The 17,378-nt window shown below is 42.8% G+C and carries 17 protein-coding genes and 2 pseudogenes; 14 read left to right on the top strand and 5 right to left on the bottom strand.

Annotation, left to right across the window (positions count from 1 at the left end):
* The first annotated feature begins 129 nt into the window (after positions 1-129).
* The gene (gene sppA / locus HGG78_RS02025) at positions 130-1,980 is read left to right on the top strand and encodes a signal peptide peptidase SppA (RefSeq protein WP_172531939.1); all 1,851 of its coding nucleotides are present in this window, start codon (positions 130-132) and stop codon (positions 1,978-1,980) included.
* 119 nt (positions 1,981-2,099) lie between these two features.
* Positions 2,100-3,113: an asparaginase gene (ansA, locus tag HGG78_RS02020; RefSeq protein WP_172531938.1), complete on the top strand. Its 1,014-nt coding sequence runs from the start codon at positions 2,100-2,102 to the stop codon at positions 3,111-3,113.
* A 96-nt stretch (positions 3,114-3,209) separates the two neighbouring features.
* On the opposite strand, the gene HGG78_RS02015 is transcribed toward ansA, so the two are convergent.
* Complete coding sequence (locus HGG78_RS02015) at positions 3,210-3,494, bottom strand: YeaC family protein (RefSeq protein WP_172531937.1); 285 nt, start codon at positions 3,492-3,494, stop codon at positions 3,210-3,212.
* A 101-nt stretch (positions 3,495-3,595) separates the two neighbouring features.
* On the opposite strand from HGG78_RS02015, the gene HGG78_RS02010 reads away from it, so the two are divergent.
* Complete coding sequence (locus HGG78_RS02010; protein ID WP_172531936.1) at positions 3,596-4,423, top strand: DUF2989 domain-containing protein; 828 nt, start codon at positions 3,596-3,598, stop codon at positions 4,421-4,423.
* An 86-nt stretch (positions 4,424-4,509) separates the two neighbouring features.
* On the opposite strand, the gene msrB is transcribed toward HGG78_RS02010, so the two are convergent.
* Positions 4,510-4,914, bottom strand: a complete 405-nt coding sequence (gene msrB / locus HGG78_RS02005) for a peptide-methionine (R)-S-oxide reductase MsrB (RefSeq protein WP_172531935.1) — start codon at positions 4,912-4,914, stop codon at positions 4,510-4,512.
* A 337-nt stretch (positions 4,915-5,251) separates the two neighbouring features.
* Between msrB and gap the strand changes: the two genes are divergently transcribed.
* The 11 genes and pseudogenes from gap to HGG78_RS01945 form a co-directional block, all read left to right on the top strand.
* Entirely contained in the window at positions 5,252-6,247 is a 996-nt protein-coding gene (gene gap / locus HGG78_RS02000) for a type I glyceraldehyde-3-phosphate dehydrogenase (protein WP_053310168.1), read from the top strand.
* A 153-nt stretch (positions 6,248-6,400) separates the two neighbouring features.
* Entirely contained in the window at positions 6,401-7,282 is an 882-nt protein-coding gene (locus tag HGG78_RS01995) for a D-hexose-6-phosphate mutarotase (protein WP_172531934.1), read from the top strand.
* Positions 7,283-7,374: 92 nt separating this feature from the next.
* Complete coding sequence (gene rlmA, locus HGG78_RS01990) at positions 7,375-8,196, top strand: 23S rRNA (guanine(745)-N(1))-methyltransferase (protein ID WP_172531933.1); 822 nt, start codon at positions 7,375-7,377, stop codon at positions 8,194-8,196.
* Between the two features lie 69 nt (positions 8,197-8,265).
* A complete protein-coding gene (locus HGG78_RS01985) occupies positions 8,266-9,189 on the top strand; it encodes a ChaN family lipoprotein (RefSeq protein WP_172531932.1) in 924 nt (307 codons plus the stop codon).
* Positions 9,190-9,342: 153 nt separating this feature from the next.
* Positions 9,343-9,696: a hypothetical protein gene (locus HGG78_RS01980; RefSeq protein ID WP_172531931.1), complete on the top strand. Its 354-nt coding sequence runs from the start codon at positions 9,343-9,345 to the stop codon at positions 9,694-9,696.
* A 698-nt stretch (positions 9,697-10,394) separates the two neighbouring features.
* Positions 10,395-10,785, top strand: a pseudogene (locus HGG78_RS18905) (helix-turn-helix domain-containing protein); the annotation flags it as partial.
* A 350-nt stretch (positions 10,786-11,135) separates the two neighbouring features.
* Entirely contained in the window at positions 11,136-12,719 is a 1,584-nt protein-coding gene (locus HGG78_RS01965; RefSeq protein WP_053310173.1) for an SNIPE associated domain-containing protein, read from the top strand.
* Positions 12,720-12,737: 18 nt separating this feature from the next.
* Positions 12,738-13,913, top strand: a complete 1,176-nt coding sequence (locus HGG78_RS01960; RefSeq protein WP_053310174.1) for a hypothetical protein — start codon at positions 12,738-12,740, stop codon at positions 13,911-13,913.
* Positions 13,900-14,253, top strand: a complete 354-nt coding sequence (locus tag HGG78_RS01955) for an STAS-like domain-containing protein (protein WP_172531928.1) — start codon at positions 13,900-13,902, stop codon at positions 14,251-14,253. The genes HGG78_RS01960 and HGG78_RS01955 overlap by 14 nt, the downstream gene beginning before the upstream one ends.
* Positions 14,246-14,773: a hypothetical protein gene (locus tag HGG78_RS01950; RefSeq protein ID WP_053310176.1), complete on the top strand. Its 528-nt coding sequence runs from the start codon at positions 14,246-14,248 to the stop codon at positions 14,771-14,773. The genes HGG78_RS01955 and HGG78_RS01950 overlap by 8 nt, the downstream gene beginning before the upstream one ends.
* A gap of 3 nt (positions 14,774-14,776) precedes the next feature.
* Positions 14,777-15,034 (top strand): annotated as a pseudogene (locus HGG78_RS01945) (site-specific integrase); the annotation flags it as partial.
* A 30-nt stretch (positions 15,035-15,064) separates the two neighbouring features.
* On the opposite strand, the gene tnpC reads toward HGG78_RS01945, so the two are convergent.
* The 3 genes from tnpC to tnpA all read right to left on the bottom strand — a co-directional run bounded on the left by tnpC (position 15,065) and on the right by tnpA (position 17,330).
* The gene (gene tnpC / locus HGG78_RS01940; RefSeq protein ID WP_172531927.1) at positions 15,065-16,594 is read right to left on the bottom strand and encodes an IS66 family transposase; all 1,530 of its coding nucleotides are present in this window, start codon (positions 16,592-16,594) and stop codon (positions 15,065-15,067) included.
* An 86-nt stretch (positions 16,595-16,680) separates the two neighbouring features.
* A complete protein-coding gene (gene tnpB, locus HGG78_RS01935; RefSeq protein ID WP_172531926.1) occupies positions 16,681-17,028 on the bottom strand; it encodes an IS66 family insertion sequence element accessory protein TnpB in 348 nt (115 codons plus the stop codon).
* The gene (gene tnpA / locus HGG78_RS01930; protein ID WP_168521938.1) at positions 17,022-17,330 is read right to left on the bottom strand and encodes an IS66 family insertion sequence element accessory protein TnpA; all 309 of its coding nucleotides are present in this window, start codon (positions 17,328-17,330) and stop codon (positions 17,022-17,024) included. Before tnpA ends, tnpB begins: the two co-directional genes overlap by 7 nt.
* Between the last annotated feature and the right edge of the window lie 48 nt (positions 17,331-17,378).

Below are 17,378 nucleotides of genomic sequence, written 5' to 3'. Positions count from 1 at the left end.
TTTGTAACACCGATCAATCTTGCGGTTGTTTGGGTATACTAGATCACGTAGGATGTAACTCATTCATATCTCAAGGGTATTCCCTTCTATTCATTTAACACGCTAGCGAATAACCGCAGTGGAGAGGCAATGAAATCACTATTTCGATTTATCGGCTTGATCTTTAAAGGTTTTTGGAAAGCTATTACTTTTGTAAGAGTGGCTTTAACCAACTTATTCTTTTTGCTCAGTATCGCCATTATTTATTTTTTGTATGTACATGCAGAATCCCCTCTTCCGACCGTAGACAAAGAATCGGCCTTGGTGCTCAATTTGTCTGGTCCTATCGTTGAACAAAGCTCTTATGTGAATCCAATGGATTCGGTAGCTGGTTCATTTTTTGGTCAAGATTTACCAAAAGAAAATGTGTTGTTTGACGTGGTTGACACTATTCGCCATGCAAAGGACGACACAAAAATCACTGGCTTAGTCTTAGCATTAGGTGAAATGTCTGAGACGAACCTGACTAAGTTGCGCTACATAGCTAAAGCACTCAATGAGTTCAAAGCGGCGGGTAAACCAATTTACGCCGTTGGTGACTTCTATAACCAAAGCCAATATTACTTAGCCAGCTACGCTGACAAAGTGTTCTTAGCGCCTGATGGCGCGGTGATGCTCAAAGGTTATAGTGCGTATTCTATGTACTATAAAACCTTGCTAGAAAAGTTAGATGTCAATACGCACGTCTTTCGTGTTGGCACATACAAATCTGCCATCGAACCTTTTATTCGCGATGACATGTCACAGGCTGCCAAAGAGTCAGCTTCTCGTTGGTTAACGCAGTTGTGGGGCGCATACATCGATGATGTTTCAACCAATCGCCAAATTGATGCCGAAACGCTTAACCCATCAATGGACGAATTCCTTGCCCAACTAAAAGCCAGTAATGGTGACCTTGCCGCGCTTTCGCTGAAACTCGGTTTGGTCGACGAACTCGCCACTCGCCAACAAGTACGCCTTGAATTAGCCGAAGTTTTCGGTAGCAATGGCGAAGATAGCTACAACGCGATGAGTTACTACGAATACCAAGCGACAATGACGCCTAAATTTAGTAGTGAGATGAATGATGTGGCAGTTGTTGTTGCCAGTGGTGCGATCATGGATGGCTCCCAGCCACGCGGTACAGTGGGCGGCGATACAACAGCAGCTTTACTCCGCCAAGCCCGTAATGACGATAAAGTCAAAGCCGTCGTACTGCGAGTCGACAGCCCGGGTGGCAGTGCCTTTGCATCTGAGGTAATCCGTAACGAAATTCAAGCATTGAAAGAGGCTGGAAAACCGGTTGTGGTTTCGATGTCGAGCCTAGCGGCTTCTGGTGGCTATTGGATTTCGATGAGCGCAGATAAAATCGTTGCTCAACCAACCACATTAACAGGCTCAATCGGTATTTTCAGTGTTATCACTACCTTTGAAAAAGGCCTCAATAAACTGGGGGTCTATACTGATGGGATCGGCACATCTCCATTCTCTGGCGTTGGGGTGACCACCGGCCTGCCAAAAGGCGCAGCTGATGCACTACAGCTAGGTATAGAGCACGGTTATCACCGTTTCATTAGCCTTGTCGGTGCAAGCCGCGGCTTATCCACCGAGCAAGTTGACCACATCGCTCAAGGTCGAGTTTGGACGGGACAAGATGCCATGAACCATGGGTTAGTCGACCAAATGGGTGACTTTGATGACGCAGTAAAACTGGCAGCGGAATTAGCGAAGCTGGAAACCTATAATATTTACTGGGTGGAAGAACCACTCACTCCGGCACAACAGTTCCTACAAGACATCATGAGCCAAGTACAAACTCACTTTGAGTTTGATGTCTCTTCGATGCTGCCAACTGCGCTACAACCAGCGGCAAAGCAACTGGTGCAAGATGCCAATATACTCAGCAGTTTTAATGATCCAAAAGGGCAATACGCGTTTTGCCTCAACTGCCAAGTACAATAAAAATAAGACATATTAACTAAAAAAACTCTGGGACGCTTTGTGCAAAGCGCCCCTTTTTATATTGATTTAATACGCTATAATCGCCGCTCTGTTCCCCCCTACACGAGTGGTTTCTAGCAATGGCAAGAAAACATATTTACATCGCCTACACTGGCGGCACTATTGGCATGTTAAAATCCGACCATGGTTACGTCCCAATTGCGGGATTCATGGAAAAACAATTAGCAGGCATGCCCGAGTTCCACCGTCCTGAAATGCCTGAGTTTACCATCCACGAATACGATCCTCTGATCGACTCTTCTGATATGACCCCTGAAGATTGGCAACAAATCGCCAACGATATTCGTGATAATTATGATAAATACGATGGTTTCGTAATCCTACACGGTACCGATACCATGGCCTACACGGCATCTGCGCTCTCCTTTATGCTAGAAAATTTAGGTAAGCCTGTCATCGTGACTGGATCGCAAATTCCGTTGGCTGAACTTCGTTCTGATGGTCAAGCAAATTTACTTAATGCTCTACATATTGCGGCCAATTATCCTATCAATGAAGTGACGTTATTCTTCAATAATCAATTGATGAGAGGCAACCGCAGTGTGAAATCTCACGCCGATGGTTTTAATGCTTTTACCTCACCAAACTTACCGCCTTTACTCGAAGCTGGAATTAACATCCAAATCAGCAATAGCGTAAAAGTCAACGAACCACCTCAAGGTACCTTTAAAGTCCATAACATCACCCCGCAACCAATTGGAGTGATCACAATGTACCCCGGCATTTCACACGAGGTGATTCGCAACACCTTATTGCAACCTGTAAATGCAATGATTTTACTCACCTTCGGTGTCGGCAACGCACCACAAAACCCTGAATTATTAGGTCATTTAAAAGAGGCCTCTGAGCGTGGTGTAATTGTTGTCAACTTAACGCAATGCCTGGCAGGCAAAGTCAACATGGGTGGCTACGCGACTGGTTGTGCGTTGGCGGAATCTGGCGTGATAAGTGGCTATGACATGACACCTGAAGCAGCATTGGCCAAGCTTCACTACTTACTTAGCCAAAACCTCTCTTACGAAGAGGTTAAAACAAAAATGCAGCAAGTATTGCGTGGTGAAATGAGCCTGTAACATGCCGCTAAAATGCCATCGGCATTAAACTATGAGCAATAAAAAGCCCCGTCTTGTTTAGATAGGGCTTTTTAATACAACCGACACCTTACAGGCTCAATCGTGATTGGGGTTAACTCGCACGATATCTTCTTGCCCTGCTTGAAAGCGCTTTTTCAGTTCACTTTTTGACTTCAAGCTAATTTCACCACCGACGGCAACTGTCATATGATCAGCTTCTAGATTATGCTTAGATTGATACAACATCACAGCTTGCATGCATGAGTCTCGCTGCTCTTGAGAAAGTGGTGTACCCTCAGGCCACTTACCCGTTTCCACAGCGTGCAATAAACGCTCATAAGCTTCAGGTGTGATGGCGTTAATTAATTGGTTGGCATCCATGATGTGTCCTTGATTAACAAATTCATCACAAACATAACTTGCCAATATATTGAGTCAAGGCAAGCCAAATAAATAAGTGTATTTGATCACAAGCTAAGACAATGAACCGCATAAAAATTACGCTAATTCTTTGCTTTCCACTGCTTGCTAGTGGCTGCTTTGAAAACAATAAGAATACTGAAAAGCTCTGCGCTGATAATCCAAACTTACGCTGTGAACAGCTCAATATGGATGATGGTCAGTGCAGAATTCCTCGTACCGATTTAATTTGGCACCGCTTTGAGGTACTGAAGAACCCTACTGATAAAAACAAAATTGAAGAATACGGTTTGGTCAAAGCTTATCGAAAATGCCTTGAGCTCGCCTCCCAAATTCAAGCCATAGACCAAACCAAACTTAAGCAGCGACGTTTTGAGGCTCTGGTCAATTCAGGCAATGATCTGGAGCGCATCGTTAAAGAACTGAAACAATCACGCTCCGCACAATCTCTTTACTTTTTGTGGAGTCAAATCGGCGATAAACAAGCACAGCGTCAATTTTTACAGTTAGAAGGAAAACCTGAACTTGACAATGCAGAAATGCAGTATGCGCTTGCTACTTTTTATACCAACAGAGATAGAGAAAAAAGTATTACCTTACTCACTCGTTCGCTTGAACTTAGCAAAGGCAAAGTAGTTAATATCGAAATTATTAAATCTTTGGCAAGCACTAATCAGATCTTAAAACGCAAAGAAGAAGCGTACATTTGGGCAATGGTCGGCAAAGCATTCAATGCACCTGTTGCCTCAGAAGCCGAACTTGAATTACTGTATGGCTTTACTCAAGAGAAATTCGATAAGTTGGATCTCATCGCGGATCAAATAACAGAGGCAATAGAAAATGGACAATTTAAAGCGTCTCTTATGCCTTCGAATCTATCTGACCTGTAAACCTAGAGTAAAAATAAGGGTACCACCCAATCAACGTTAAAACCTGTAACGATAAAACGAAAGGCGGTGAGAAAATCACCGCTTTTTCACTTTTTGTTGAAAATTAACGACACTGAGTTGACGCAAAATCGCTCCCCTGTCGTCTTTGGTCCATCAGGAAAAACATGTCCAAGATGGCTATCACACTGAGCACAGCGGATCTCGGTGCGTACCATTCCGTGGCTTCGGTCTTCTAAATAGCGAATAGCGGTTTCGTTAATTGGCGCATCAAAACTCGGCCAACCACAACCTGAATCGTATTTATTGCTAGAAGTAAATAACAACGCTTCGCAACAAGTACACGCATATTCCCCCGTGTCACGGTTGTGCAATAACTTGCCACTGAATGGAGCTTCAGTCCCCCGCATACGACACACATAAAACTCATCATCAGTAAGCTTATCACGCCAGTATTCATTAGGCTTTATGGAGTTTTCAACCTTTCTTTCCACTTAACAAAACTTCCTTTTCTCAAAATTTGACCATTCTTTTTGTGCTAAAAACTTGCACAGCCAGCTCTTTGTAGCACATACTTTCTCTCCGTAAAACGGTAGGTTTAGAATTTCTTAAATGCTTTAGAGCTCTAAAGTATTTTACGCCAACTGGTAGTAATCGAAAGCCACTTAAAGTCTAAATTTTAATCACTTGCGACGGATTGTGAAAAAAAGCGACAGTTTTTTTTGACTTTGAACAAGTTAAGTCCGATTATCTGTTGCAGATGTTTACTGGATTTTGTAATTTTACTACCAGTTTATCTTTAATCAGAAATTAAGTTGTGGAGCAACTACAATGACTATCAAAGTAGGTATTAACGGTTTTGGCCGTATCGGTCGTTTCGTATTCCGTGCAGCGCAAGAGCGCAATGACATCGAAGTTGTAGGTATCAATGACCTTATCGACGTAGATTACATGGCATACATGCTGAAGTACGACTCAACTCACGGCCGTTTCAACGGTACTGTTGAAGTTGAAGGCGGTAACCTAGTAGTAAACGGTAAAACTGTACGTGTAACTGCTGAGCGTAACCCAGAAGATCTTAAGTGGGATGCAATCGGTGTTGACGTAGTTGCTGAAGCAACTGGTCTATTCCTAGACGACGCAACTGCACGTAAGCACATCACTGCTGGTGCTAAGAAAGTTGTTCTAACTGGTCCATCTAAAGACGCAACTCCAATGTTCGTAATGGGTGTTAACCACGAATCTTACGCAGGCCAAGACATCGTTTCTAACGCTTCTTGTACTACTAACTGTCTAGCACCTATCGCTAAAGTTCTAAACGACAACTTCGGTATCGTTTCAGGCCTTATGACTACAGTTCACGCAACTACTGCGACTCAAAAAACTGTAGATGGTCCTTCAGCTAAAGACTGGCGCGGTGGCCGTGGTGCTTCTCAAAACATCATCCCATCTTCAACTGGTGCAGCTAAAGCAGTAGGCGTTGTTCTTCCAGAACTAAACGGCAAACTAACTGGTATGGCTTTCCGCGTACCAACTGCTAACGTTTCTGTAGTTGACCTAACAGTTAACCTAGAAAAAGGCGCGTCTTACGAAGCTATCTGTGCTGCAATGAAGCAAGCTTCTGAAACGACTCTTAAAGGTGTTCTTGGTTACACTGAAGATGCAGTTGTATCTCAAGATTTCATCGGCGAAGTTCAAACTTCAGTATTCGATGCTAAAGCTGGTATCGCTCTAACTGACAACTTCGTTAAAGTTGTATCTTGGTACGACAACGAAATCGGTTACTCAAACAAAGTTCTAGACCTAATCGCTCACGTTTCTAAATAATGTAAGTGTTTAGCGAAGAAATTCGTTGAGAATAAAGGCGGCCATTGTGTCGCCTTTTTAGTATCTGTCCCTTTACCAAGGGACTCGCTTTGGACAACTCCAACCGGTTCCTTACCCGTTTGTCTGGCAGGAACTGCATGAGGAACGGCATTTATGGACTTACACTCTCTTCCAACGCTCACATTTCTTTCTGATAACGTCACCATCGTTGAAAAAGATGGTGTGAAAATCGTTCGTGTTATTCACGATAAAGCAACCGCAGGTATTGCCTTACATGGCGGCCACGTTGTGTCATTCACCCCAGCTGGCAAAGATGATTTTATTTGGATGAGTGATAGTGCAATTTTTGATGGAAAAGCAGCACTAAGAGGCGGCATTCCTGTTTGTTGGCCATGGTTTGGCCGTATTGCCGCACCAGCTCATGGCTTTGCACGTACTAGTGAATGGACGCTGGTTGAACATAAAGAAAACGACCATGGCGTCATCGTCGTTCTTGGACTGGAAGCAACAGCCGACACGTTGGCTATCTGGCCTTATCAATTCCAAGCACGTCTGTATGTAGAAATTGGTGATGCATTAAATCTCACCCTTGAAGTCACCAACACTGATGAGAAAGCATGGACGTTCTCTGGCGCACTGCATACTTATCTCAATGTTGGCGATATTAGCCAAACTACCACCACTGGTATGGGCCGTGAATATATCGATAGCCTACAGAATGCGAAGGTATGTCAAGGCGGTGAACAATTACTCCTCACCGATACCATTGACCGTGTTTATACTGCGCCAGAGGCTCAAATTAAGGTTGCTGACGCTAAACTCAATAGAACACTGACTGTTGAAAATAGCGGCCATAACTCGGCGGTACTTTGGAACCCCTGGGCAGCAGGAGCACAACCAATGGCCGACATGCCTGATGATGGCTACCAAACCATGTTATGTGTTGAATCAACACTACATGCACCTTGTTTGTCTGCAGGTAAAACCTTGCAACCCGGTGAAAGCCACCAGTTGATCACTCGTCTTTCTGCATAAGCGCAATCATATAAGGGTGGTACTTTCCCACCCTTTTTATTTAACGCTAATACCGTTAAACTTGCCGCCTTGAATATCTCCATGAGGTCGTTATGACTTACCAATGTCCCCTGTGCCACCAGCCTCTTGCACTTAATCAACAAAACTACCGATGTGAAAATAATCACCAGTTCGACCGCGCAAAAGAAGGCTATGTGAATTTAATGCCTGTGCAACACAAGCGTTCAAAAGATCCCGGTGACAATAAGGAGATGATGCAAGCAAGACGCCGCTTCCTCGAAGGTGGACATTATGACCCGATGCGTCAAGCTGTTACCCAATTATGTCGTGACTATTTGCAAGGTTCACAATACCAATTTTTAGATATTGGCTGCGGCGAAGGCTACTACACTCAGTTTGTCGCGCATTCGCTGGCAGACCAAGCACCACAGGCAACCACTTATGGTTTAGACATCTCTAAAGTCGCGATTCGCTATGCCGCCAAGCGTTATCCGAATGTCAATTTTGTTGTCGCATCAAGCCATCGCCTACCTTTCGCAGATCACTCACTTGATGGTGTCTTGCGGATTTATGCGCCGTGCAAAGCTGATGAACTTAACCGATGCATTCAAGCTAATGGTATCGTAATTACCGTTACGCCAGCGGGTCGCCATTTATACCAGCTCAAACAAGGTATCTACCAAACCGTACAGCTGCATGATGAAACGCCTGAAATAATCGCTGGATTCACATTAGAACACCAACAACAGCTTAATTATACAATGTCCCTTAGTGGCTCTGATGCCTTTGATTTATTGCAGATGACCCCGTTTGCATGGCGAGCCAGTGATGAATTAAGATCTGATTTGAAAAACGCCGAGATATTTGAATGTGAGGCGGATTTTATGATCAGCGTTTACAGAAAGAATAACTGATAACAATTCTCATTATATTGCAAGTTAACAACGCCTCCATTACTATTTAAAACTTAAATGGAGGCTCTCATGCGCACGATTATTTATTTTGCTTTATCCCTATGGCTTATGGGCTGTACAACATACTCGACTAAGCCAGTCACACACTTTTATGATTACCAACTAGCCTCTCCTGAAGGAGAGCCAATCGCTCTCACAGCCCTACCTCAAGCGCTTAAAAATGCTGATGTTATTTTGGTTGGAGAATGGCATACGCACCCAGCTATCCACCGCTTTCAAACTGATCTACTCGAACAACTCAACCTACAAAAACGAGATGTCGCTTTGTCTATGGAACAATTTTCACGCGATAGCCAACCAGTACTCAATCGTTATCTTGCAGGCGAAATTGGTGAGCAATACCTTATCTCTCAAGCGAATGCGTGGCCAAATTATGAAAGTGACTACCGCCCACTGGTTGAATACGCCAAAGCGCACAACATCGACACCATTGCGGCGAATGCTCCTAAATCGATTGTACGCTGCATAGGAAAAGTCGGCATAGAATATCTTGATAGGTTGCCAGCAGAACAACGACAACATGTTGCCAGACAAGTTGATATGTCTTCATCTTTATATAAAGAAAAATTCATGGCATCGATGCATCACGGATCTGCCGAACAAACAGAAAATCAGTTTGCTGCACAAATCACCTGGGATGAAACCATGGCAGAAAGTATTGTTGAATATTTGACTGATCACCCTAACTCACAAGTCATGCATATTGCGGGTAAATTCCACACACAACAGGGATTAGGTACTGCAAATTCTATTTTTCGTCGCAATCCAAATTTGAAGATCGTTGTTATTACCCCAGTTGAAAAAATTCAGCCGCTTTCTCCAGATTTTCAACTAGAGGTACTGCCTGTTCCCACTGCTTTTATCCAACCGAACAATCGTATGCAAGCCTATAAACAACTTGCTACACGAAATGCAGAGCTCTCCTGTAAATAGCCAATCAAATAGACTGCGTCTTTTGTCTGATTTGATCGGATAAATAGGCGCGATTTTTGCTTGTGTTTATTTCATACAAATTGCGATTTTTTTGCACAAGTTTTTTGTATATCTGTCGATACATTGTCTGAGGGCATATTTTAGGAGAGAAGTATGACACCCGTAGGAACAGGCGCAGCTAAGCTGTATTCAAGTCAATCGGTAAAAACTCAAGCAAACTCTACACCAGAGGCAAGCGCAGCTGCTCCGCTAAAAGTCGAGCAAAATAAAGTGACTTTATCCGATGAAGGAAAAGCATTACTTGCCGCATTGCAGGAGCTTGAAAAAGATAACAAAGTTGATCAAAACAAGGAAAAAACCGTTGGGGATAAAGTAGAATCCTTTGCTCACGGTGCATTAGGCTTAGACCACCCAGACAAGATCCCTGAAGATGAAGATGACTCCTATTCGGCAGGGCAATATCTTTCCGCTGCGGCAACGATTGGCGGTTTACTACTGTTATTATGAGGTTCAACCTACTTGGGTAACGCACACTGATTATTGAGTAAATCAATACCACTCATCATAATCAGCAGCATAACGATTTACTAAGAAATCAAATGCTTGGAAGGGCCTGGTTCATTTCCCTAACGTGAGGGATGATTCAATTTGGGCAGAATTAATTTTTGTTTTTATGAATCCTGAGAGAAACGAGTAGTACCAATGGGTTTAGGATTTTCTCAACAAAAACATTTTGTCTAACCAAAACCTGAGAAAATCACTCCACAATTCCCAACTTTCCCATACATTCGATCAAAGCAGAGCCCTACATTTTGAAACAAGTTAGTGCTCTTATCTACGAGAAATATCCTTTTGAGTCATGCTGGCGATGCTCGCACTAGCACGTCTCTGTACAGAAACGTGCTAGATTATTATGCTCACTCGCCAAGCTACGATTAGCAAAAGTAAGTCAAAAGGCAAGACCTGACCCCATTTTTCTGTAAAAATTCCTTTTTTGTGCATACGGGTGCATCAATTGCTATTTTAAGAGTTGCCATGAGTGGTATTCTACTTGTTCGAGATTTGTTGATGCTTAATGGTGGAACATGACGCATCAATTGAATGTGAAATTATATTTGATCTAAAACGCAATCAATTTAAATTGAAAATAAAACCAATGGCGATTGATTTTGGAATCCAGCTCTATCTATGACAGGGCTAATGAAATGAGTCGAATTCCAGCTAAGGTTCCCCCGTTCGAGTACTCAAGTGGTCGCGAATTTACGGATAGGCTAGAAATAGTGACGGGTGGTGATAGCTACAATTTGCTAGCCGACCACTACAGAATCCCAAAAACGACCATCTTAACTTGGCATCATCACGATCGAATTGCTCATGAGTTAATTGTTCGCGAACACTTAACATCAGGGGCTTCAGTTAAGTACCTTGGCGAAGGTTAACCGTTTTCTGGTAGTAGTAGATGGGCGCTTATCTATCAACTACCTACAGCGTTCACCAGGTAAGAAAATTGCAATTGCTTTTGATACTTCAACGATTGAAGTATCTGAGCAAGACATCAAGGTACTTGGCCGCGTGGCTATGGAAATGAAGAAGAAGAAGCCCATCAATAAAAGGATTAACACCATGAAGCTTGCAGTCAAAGGAATGATACTTGTCGCAATGGTTATCGGATTAGTTTTATATGGCATCCACACCATGCAAACATTGGCCGAAATTGGACAAAACATAGGCAAGTAACAATATGACCAAAACTCATCGAGCTCATTGGCATCAACAAGCTTTTTCAAAAACACTTAAATGACTCTGTCAATTGGGTCGCTTTTATTAAGCGCCACAATCTATCAAGAAAAGAACAAATAGAGTGGCGAGATAGGCTTAACTTAGACCATCGCTTTGATGGGGAAATTGAAGCTTAATAAATAACAACTGGCTAGGAGTAAATCCACATGAATACAGGCGCCATTATCGGCATCATCATCTTCTTTTTGCCCTTATTTCTACTCATCATTAATATAATTCTGGGAAAGAAGAGAAAGAAATCTTTCGAAGAAAAACTAGATCAAGCCAGCCTTGATGTAGAATACGCATATGAGAAAGTCGCTCATCTTGAGAGTGAACGAAATGAATTAGTTGAAAAATATTCTCCAATCCTAGATGTCGAAAACCATGCTGCAAAATTACTCGATGAAGCAGAAGAAGACGCGACTGCCAAACGCGAGCAATCTCTACAACTTCTATCAAAGGCAGAGTTTGATGCGGACGAGATCCGCGATGAAGCTAAACAGCTCCGCTCAGAAGCTTCACAACGAGTAAAAGACTCTAAGGAAAAAGCAGAAGTAATAAAGAATGATGCTCGTGAAGAAGCCGCCAAAGTGATCAGCTTTGCAGAGGCTCAAGCTAAAGAAATTGCCGGTGATGCTTACGAGGCGAAAGCCAAAGCTGACTCATACGAAAAAGCTATTCGTGCAATGCGAAATACCATCGATGGTTACAAAGATGATTACATAATCCCGAACCATTCCGTATTGGATGACTTAGCTGAGGAGTTCGGCCACAAAGAAGCAGGAGACGAACTCAAGGCAGCTAGAAAAAGAGTTCGAGAAATGGTCAAAGATGGATACGCAGGAGCATGTGATTATGCGGAAGCACATAGAAAAACGTATGCAATCCACTTTGCTGTCGATGCATTTAACGGAAAAGTTGATAGTGCTTTGTCAAAAGTAAAACACGACAACTACGGTAAGATTAAGCAAGAAATAATTGACTCCTTCGCTTTGGTTAACCATAACGGAGCACCTTTCCGAAATGCTCGCATTAATCAGGAATATTTGGATGCGAGACTAAATGAACTGAAGTGGGCGGTATCAGCTTTTGAACTCAAAAAAATAGAAAGAGAAGAGCAAGCTGAGATCAAAGCTCAGATTCGTGAAGAAGAACGTGCTATCAGAGAAATGGAAAAAGCACGCAAAGAAGCTGAGAAAGAAGAACGTATTCTCCAAAAAGCTCTTGAAAAAGCTCGTTCTGAACTGGCGGCTGCCAATGACGAGCAAAAAGCTCAATTTGAAACGCAACTAGCTGAACTAGAAGGAAAGCTAAAGGAAGCAGAAGAAAAAGGCCAACGAGCATTATCTATGGCACAACAAACTCGACGTGGCCACGTTTACGTGATTAGTAACGTTGGTAGTTTTGGGGAAGAAGTATTCAAAATTGGCATGACACGCCGCCTAGAACCAATGGACCGCGTCAAGGAGCTTGGTGACGCTTCGGTACCATTCTCATTCGACGTCCACGCAATGATTTATAGTGAAGACGCTCCCGCTTTAGAAAAAGAACTTCACAGAAAGTTTGATTTAAACTCTGTGAACAAAGTGAACCCTAGAAAGGAGTTCTTTAGAACGACAGTTGCAGAAATAAAACAAGCCGTAGAGCAACAAGGCGTATCAGATGTCCATTGGACTCTTAAAGCAGAAGCCTCCGAATATCGAGAAAGTCTCGCGATTACGAAGGAACAACAAGCAGCAGTAGCATAGTCACGCGAGCAATATCATATGAAAAAAAACTTACAGCAACTAGATAGAGAAAACGCTAAAAGATACTTGAAACCTCGAAGTTCATCTAGAAAACCTAAAACAATATTCGAAGGGATTGGCATCAAAGAACTATCAAAATACGAAACAATTAACACACTGTTCAATAAGCCCATATTACCAATTCCTGAGTACCTTGACCTCTCGATTGAAGGCTTCTCTCAAGAACTAGTCGTATTCTTTGCGTTACTAGAAAACTTATTGATGGAACATAATCATATATATCTTTCTTTCAAAGAAACTAAGAAAGTTAGACTCCCTATGTTTCTAATGATAGTGGCACTTCAAGACAAATATAAAGCAAAAATATCAATCATATGGGCAACTAACGATCACAAGACAGTTAACAGATCAATCATTGAAGCAGGTTCTTTTGACAGTGCAGCTATACGGAGAGCTACTCTTGCAGACAGTAATGATCGACGCATACCAGTAATAAGCGGAAGTAACGCTGAGTTCGTGGATTTCCCAGATATACTCGTCGACGCCATACGAGACAAGTACTACGGTGGAGATATACCATCTGAAGTTGAAGAAAAGATATCTCAAGCAATAACTGAGACTTTGGAAAATGTAGGTCGCCATGCCTACCCTGAAGAAAACAAGGATATCAATAAGAAGTGGTGGTTAATATGTTCTGTTGGACAATCTGATTATCACTCAAATGATAAGTACATGTACTTGGCTATTTATGATGCTGGTAGAGGTATCCCTTCATCTTTTCCTGATAGTCCCGTATTTCAGAATAGGGTAAGGAAACACTACCCTAATGAATACAATCAATTAATTCACGGTAATAGTACAGGCACAGGCAAGCGAAATGCTATAGTTGGTCTTGCCCGTACAATGAAGTCCTATGTCACCCCATTCAGAGCTATGATTGGTGACTCTGGGCTAATTTTTGCTTCGATGATGCAAGATTTAACCAGACTAGATGATGAAGACCATGGTCAAGGCAGTAAATCAATAAAAGACGTCATCACAGAGGATACAGACAGTAAATTACTAGTATTCAGTAACAAAGGCTGTTATCAATATAATAAAGGGCATAGTGAAGAACATACGCGAGTTGAACATTCACATGAGTTACCCGGCACAATGCTACAATGGAGTATAAATTTAGATGAGCTCGATTAGAGAAATCAAGTTAGTCGATGAGTTTCACCCTCGCCCTAAAGGTAGATACGCAACAGATGCCCCAGGCTGTGAACATACTGCAGGTGAAGTATTCAGAAAGCAGATACTTGTCGAAGCTATAAGAAAAAACGACAAAGTTATTGTTGACCTAACTGGATATAACCGTTATGGACGTTCATTTTTAGCAGAAGCATTCGCAGGTTTAATTTCGCGAGAAGGTTTAACAAAAGCTGAACTAGACGCCAAGCTTATCGTCAAGCACGAAACAAACCAAAACTTTATTGATATAGTAAACGAGCGTATCGCAGCTGCTGAAGTAAAGCGTACCCAAAATGGATAGTGGCTTCGTATTTGAGTGGGTATTTGTCAGTTGGATAATCTCACTATTTATCCATCATCATAATATCAAGCGAGTTTCCATCTTGAACCACAAAGATGGGCTTGTTGATGCTTTAAATTCGATATCAGATCTTTCTTGGCAGAACACCGACGATAGTTCTTTCTATCAAGAAGAAAGATATAACACAAAAGTAGAAAGTATATTTTGGAAAGTTAAGCAACTGAACACTTTAGCGTCATGCGAATTATTTCCTAAGGATCATCTAAACAAACTTTATGATTTCGATATCGAAACATTCGTAGGAGAAGATACGAAAGGCGAAAAAAAGTGTGAACTAAAATTCAACTTACAAGAAACATGTGACACCATCATTAGTGAAGTTGAGGCTCGTCACTTTAACAAAGTATTAAAACCTAAGGCTTATATCCTCTGGTCTGCAAGACACTCAATGGCTGGGCTTTTATTTGGTCTAGTCGTTGTTTACTTGTTCATTCAGGTCATGTCATTTTTCTTCATCTAGTTTATGTCAGTCCGAAACCTTAAAGATGGCAACAAAAAACCTTGGCTTTGTGAGTGTTATCCGCAGGGCCGAGCTGGTAAGCGCATTCGCAAGCGCTTCGCTACTAAAGGTTAAGCACTTGCATTCGAAAAGTTCACTATGTCCGAGGTTGATGATAAACCTTGGCTTGGTGATAAAATCGAGCGTAGAAGGTTGGTCGATATGATCGACCTTTGGCAAGAACGCCACGGCCAGTCACTCGCCCATTCGAAATACACCTACAACGTAAACGCTTAATTAACCAGTGAGGCCTTATTCAGCCTCACGGATTTCTACATTCCATGGCATAAGATCAGTCAGATCATCACTTGAAGAGCGCTTCGGTAATTCCCTGAACAGGTGCACGAAGTAGAAGTACGGATTGATATCGTTAGCACGACAAGTCATGACCAGGCTATAGAGGTTTGCACTGGCCTTTGCTCCGCCAACTGAAGTTGAGAACATCCAATTTTTGCGTCCAGTCGTAAACGGACGCACATCTCTTTCAGTCACGTTATTATCGATGCTGATATTTCCGTCTGCCAGATAGGTAAGGAGTTTTGGCCACTGGTTTATCGTATAGTTGATAGCAACCCCGAGCTTTCCCTTCGGTAATTGTGTTTCTTTGATCCCGACCAGCCATTTATGGAACTCATCAAGAACGGGGCTGGATTTTTGTTGCCTAATCTGCTGTCGTATTTCTGGACTTAGCCCTCTGACTTCCCGTTCAATGCCGTAGAGTTTTCCAATATAGTTCAACGCTTTCTCTACACGGCCCACTTTCTTTGTTGGTTGGGCTTTTTGAGCATCGGTGAACTTACGTCTCACATGTGCCATGCAACCCGCTTGTGTTACTGTTTTCAGTGTGTCATAGGCAGGATATCCATCTGACAGTAGATACCCTGAGTAGTCACCCAAGAAGGTTTTTACACAATTTGCACTTCGACTTGGTTGGTAATCGTAGATGACTACGGGAGTCGTATGGAACTCGCCACTTCGGTAGACCCACATGTAGGATTGACTCTGAGCTGTCTTTTCTGGCTCCGATAGCACCTGTACCGTGGTTTCATCTGCGCAGATAAGGCTTTCTGATAACAGACGGGCTTTCATCTGGTCGATAATGACTTCAACTTTACTCCCTAACTGAACGCACCAGTTTGCCAAAGTACCTCGGCTAATATCGATATCACCGCGTTTGAGGATATCAACCTGTCTGTATAGCGGTAATGCATCCACATATTTTGCTGTAACGATGGCGGCGAAGGTTTCTGGGCTGCCGATACTTTTGGGGATCATGCTAGCGGGTTTTGGAGCTGTCACTATCTTACTACTGATTTCGGTATGCTCGCACTGGCGGCAAGCATATTTGGTTCGTTCATGACGGATCACACTGATTTTCTGAGGGATGATCTTCAGCTCTTCTGAAGTCTCCACGCCACACTTATGCAGTTCATGACCGCAACATTCGCAGTGTGGCGCATTCAGCGTATGCACCTGAACTTCCCGCTCTAACTCTTCGGGTAAAGGCTTACGTCCTTTTTTATGATGGGCTGGCTCTGGCTTGTTCAGCGCATTTTGCTGCTCTGCTTCGTTAAAGGTACCTTTAGCCACCTTTTCACTTTGGGAAGAGAACCGTTTGGATTTACTGAGATTGAGTTGCTCAAGTAGAAGTTCCACCCGTGTTTTAAGCTCAGCCATTTCTTCTTGCTGAGCCTGTAGCAGTTTATCCTTAGCCAGGTTGGCTTCCTGAAGCGCTAACAGCATCGCTTTCAGTTGTTCTACATCATCAGGAAGGTCATTCATTTGTCAGGCTCTTGGTCAAGATTATGCTGTTAGTCTGACAGGGGAAAAGGATCGTTCAAGCCTTTTATATCGATCATGGTTTTAGCTCACACTTCAAGACCATATAAGGGCTGGTGAGCCTTAGGATGCTCCAGATTAAGCCCTGATAATAGCCACTGACGTTGCTGTCTGGAAATAGCTACGTGACCCAATTTATTTGGTTTCGGCCATTTAAAACGGCCTTTCTCCAGTCGGCGGTAATAAAGCCAGAAGCCATTGGTATCCCAAAAGAGAATTTTGATTTTATCTCGTCCACGGCTGCAGAAGATAAACCAGGCTTCACTGAACGGATCCATGTCCAGTACATCAGCAACAATCAGTGACAGGCCATCAATGGACTTACGCATATCGGTAATACCAGAGACCAGATAAATACCGGAATTTGGTGTTAACACATCAGCGCCTGTAACCAGTTCTGGATTTGGTGTGCTGGCATTTCAGCGGGCAACTCAGCCGTTATTCCTGTTGGTAGTGAGAGCACTACCGATTGAATATTGCTTTTTATTTTCGGTTTATCTTCGATCACAACAGGATGGACAAGCTGACGTTGGCCCCCGCCGTAAAGTTTTTTACGCCAGTAATAAAAAGTATGTTCCGTCAATTGATTTGCTTTGCAGAACGCGACAATGGATAACTCACTTTGGCTCTGCTGTTCAATGATTTCAGCCCAGACCTGAGGTTTATTGGATGGGTTCATGGTAACTCCTTAGTTATGGAATCACTATGCCGAGCATGCGGAAATATT

The sequence above is a fragment of the Vibrio aestuarianus genome, assembly GCF_012395185.1.
GTDB lineage: Bacteria > Pseudomonadota > Gammaproteobacteria > Enterobacterales > Vibrionaceae > Vibrio > Vibrio aestuarianus.
Note: the sequence above shows the minus strand (reverse complement) of the source record. Positions and strands in the feature narration are given on the sequence as shown.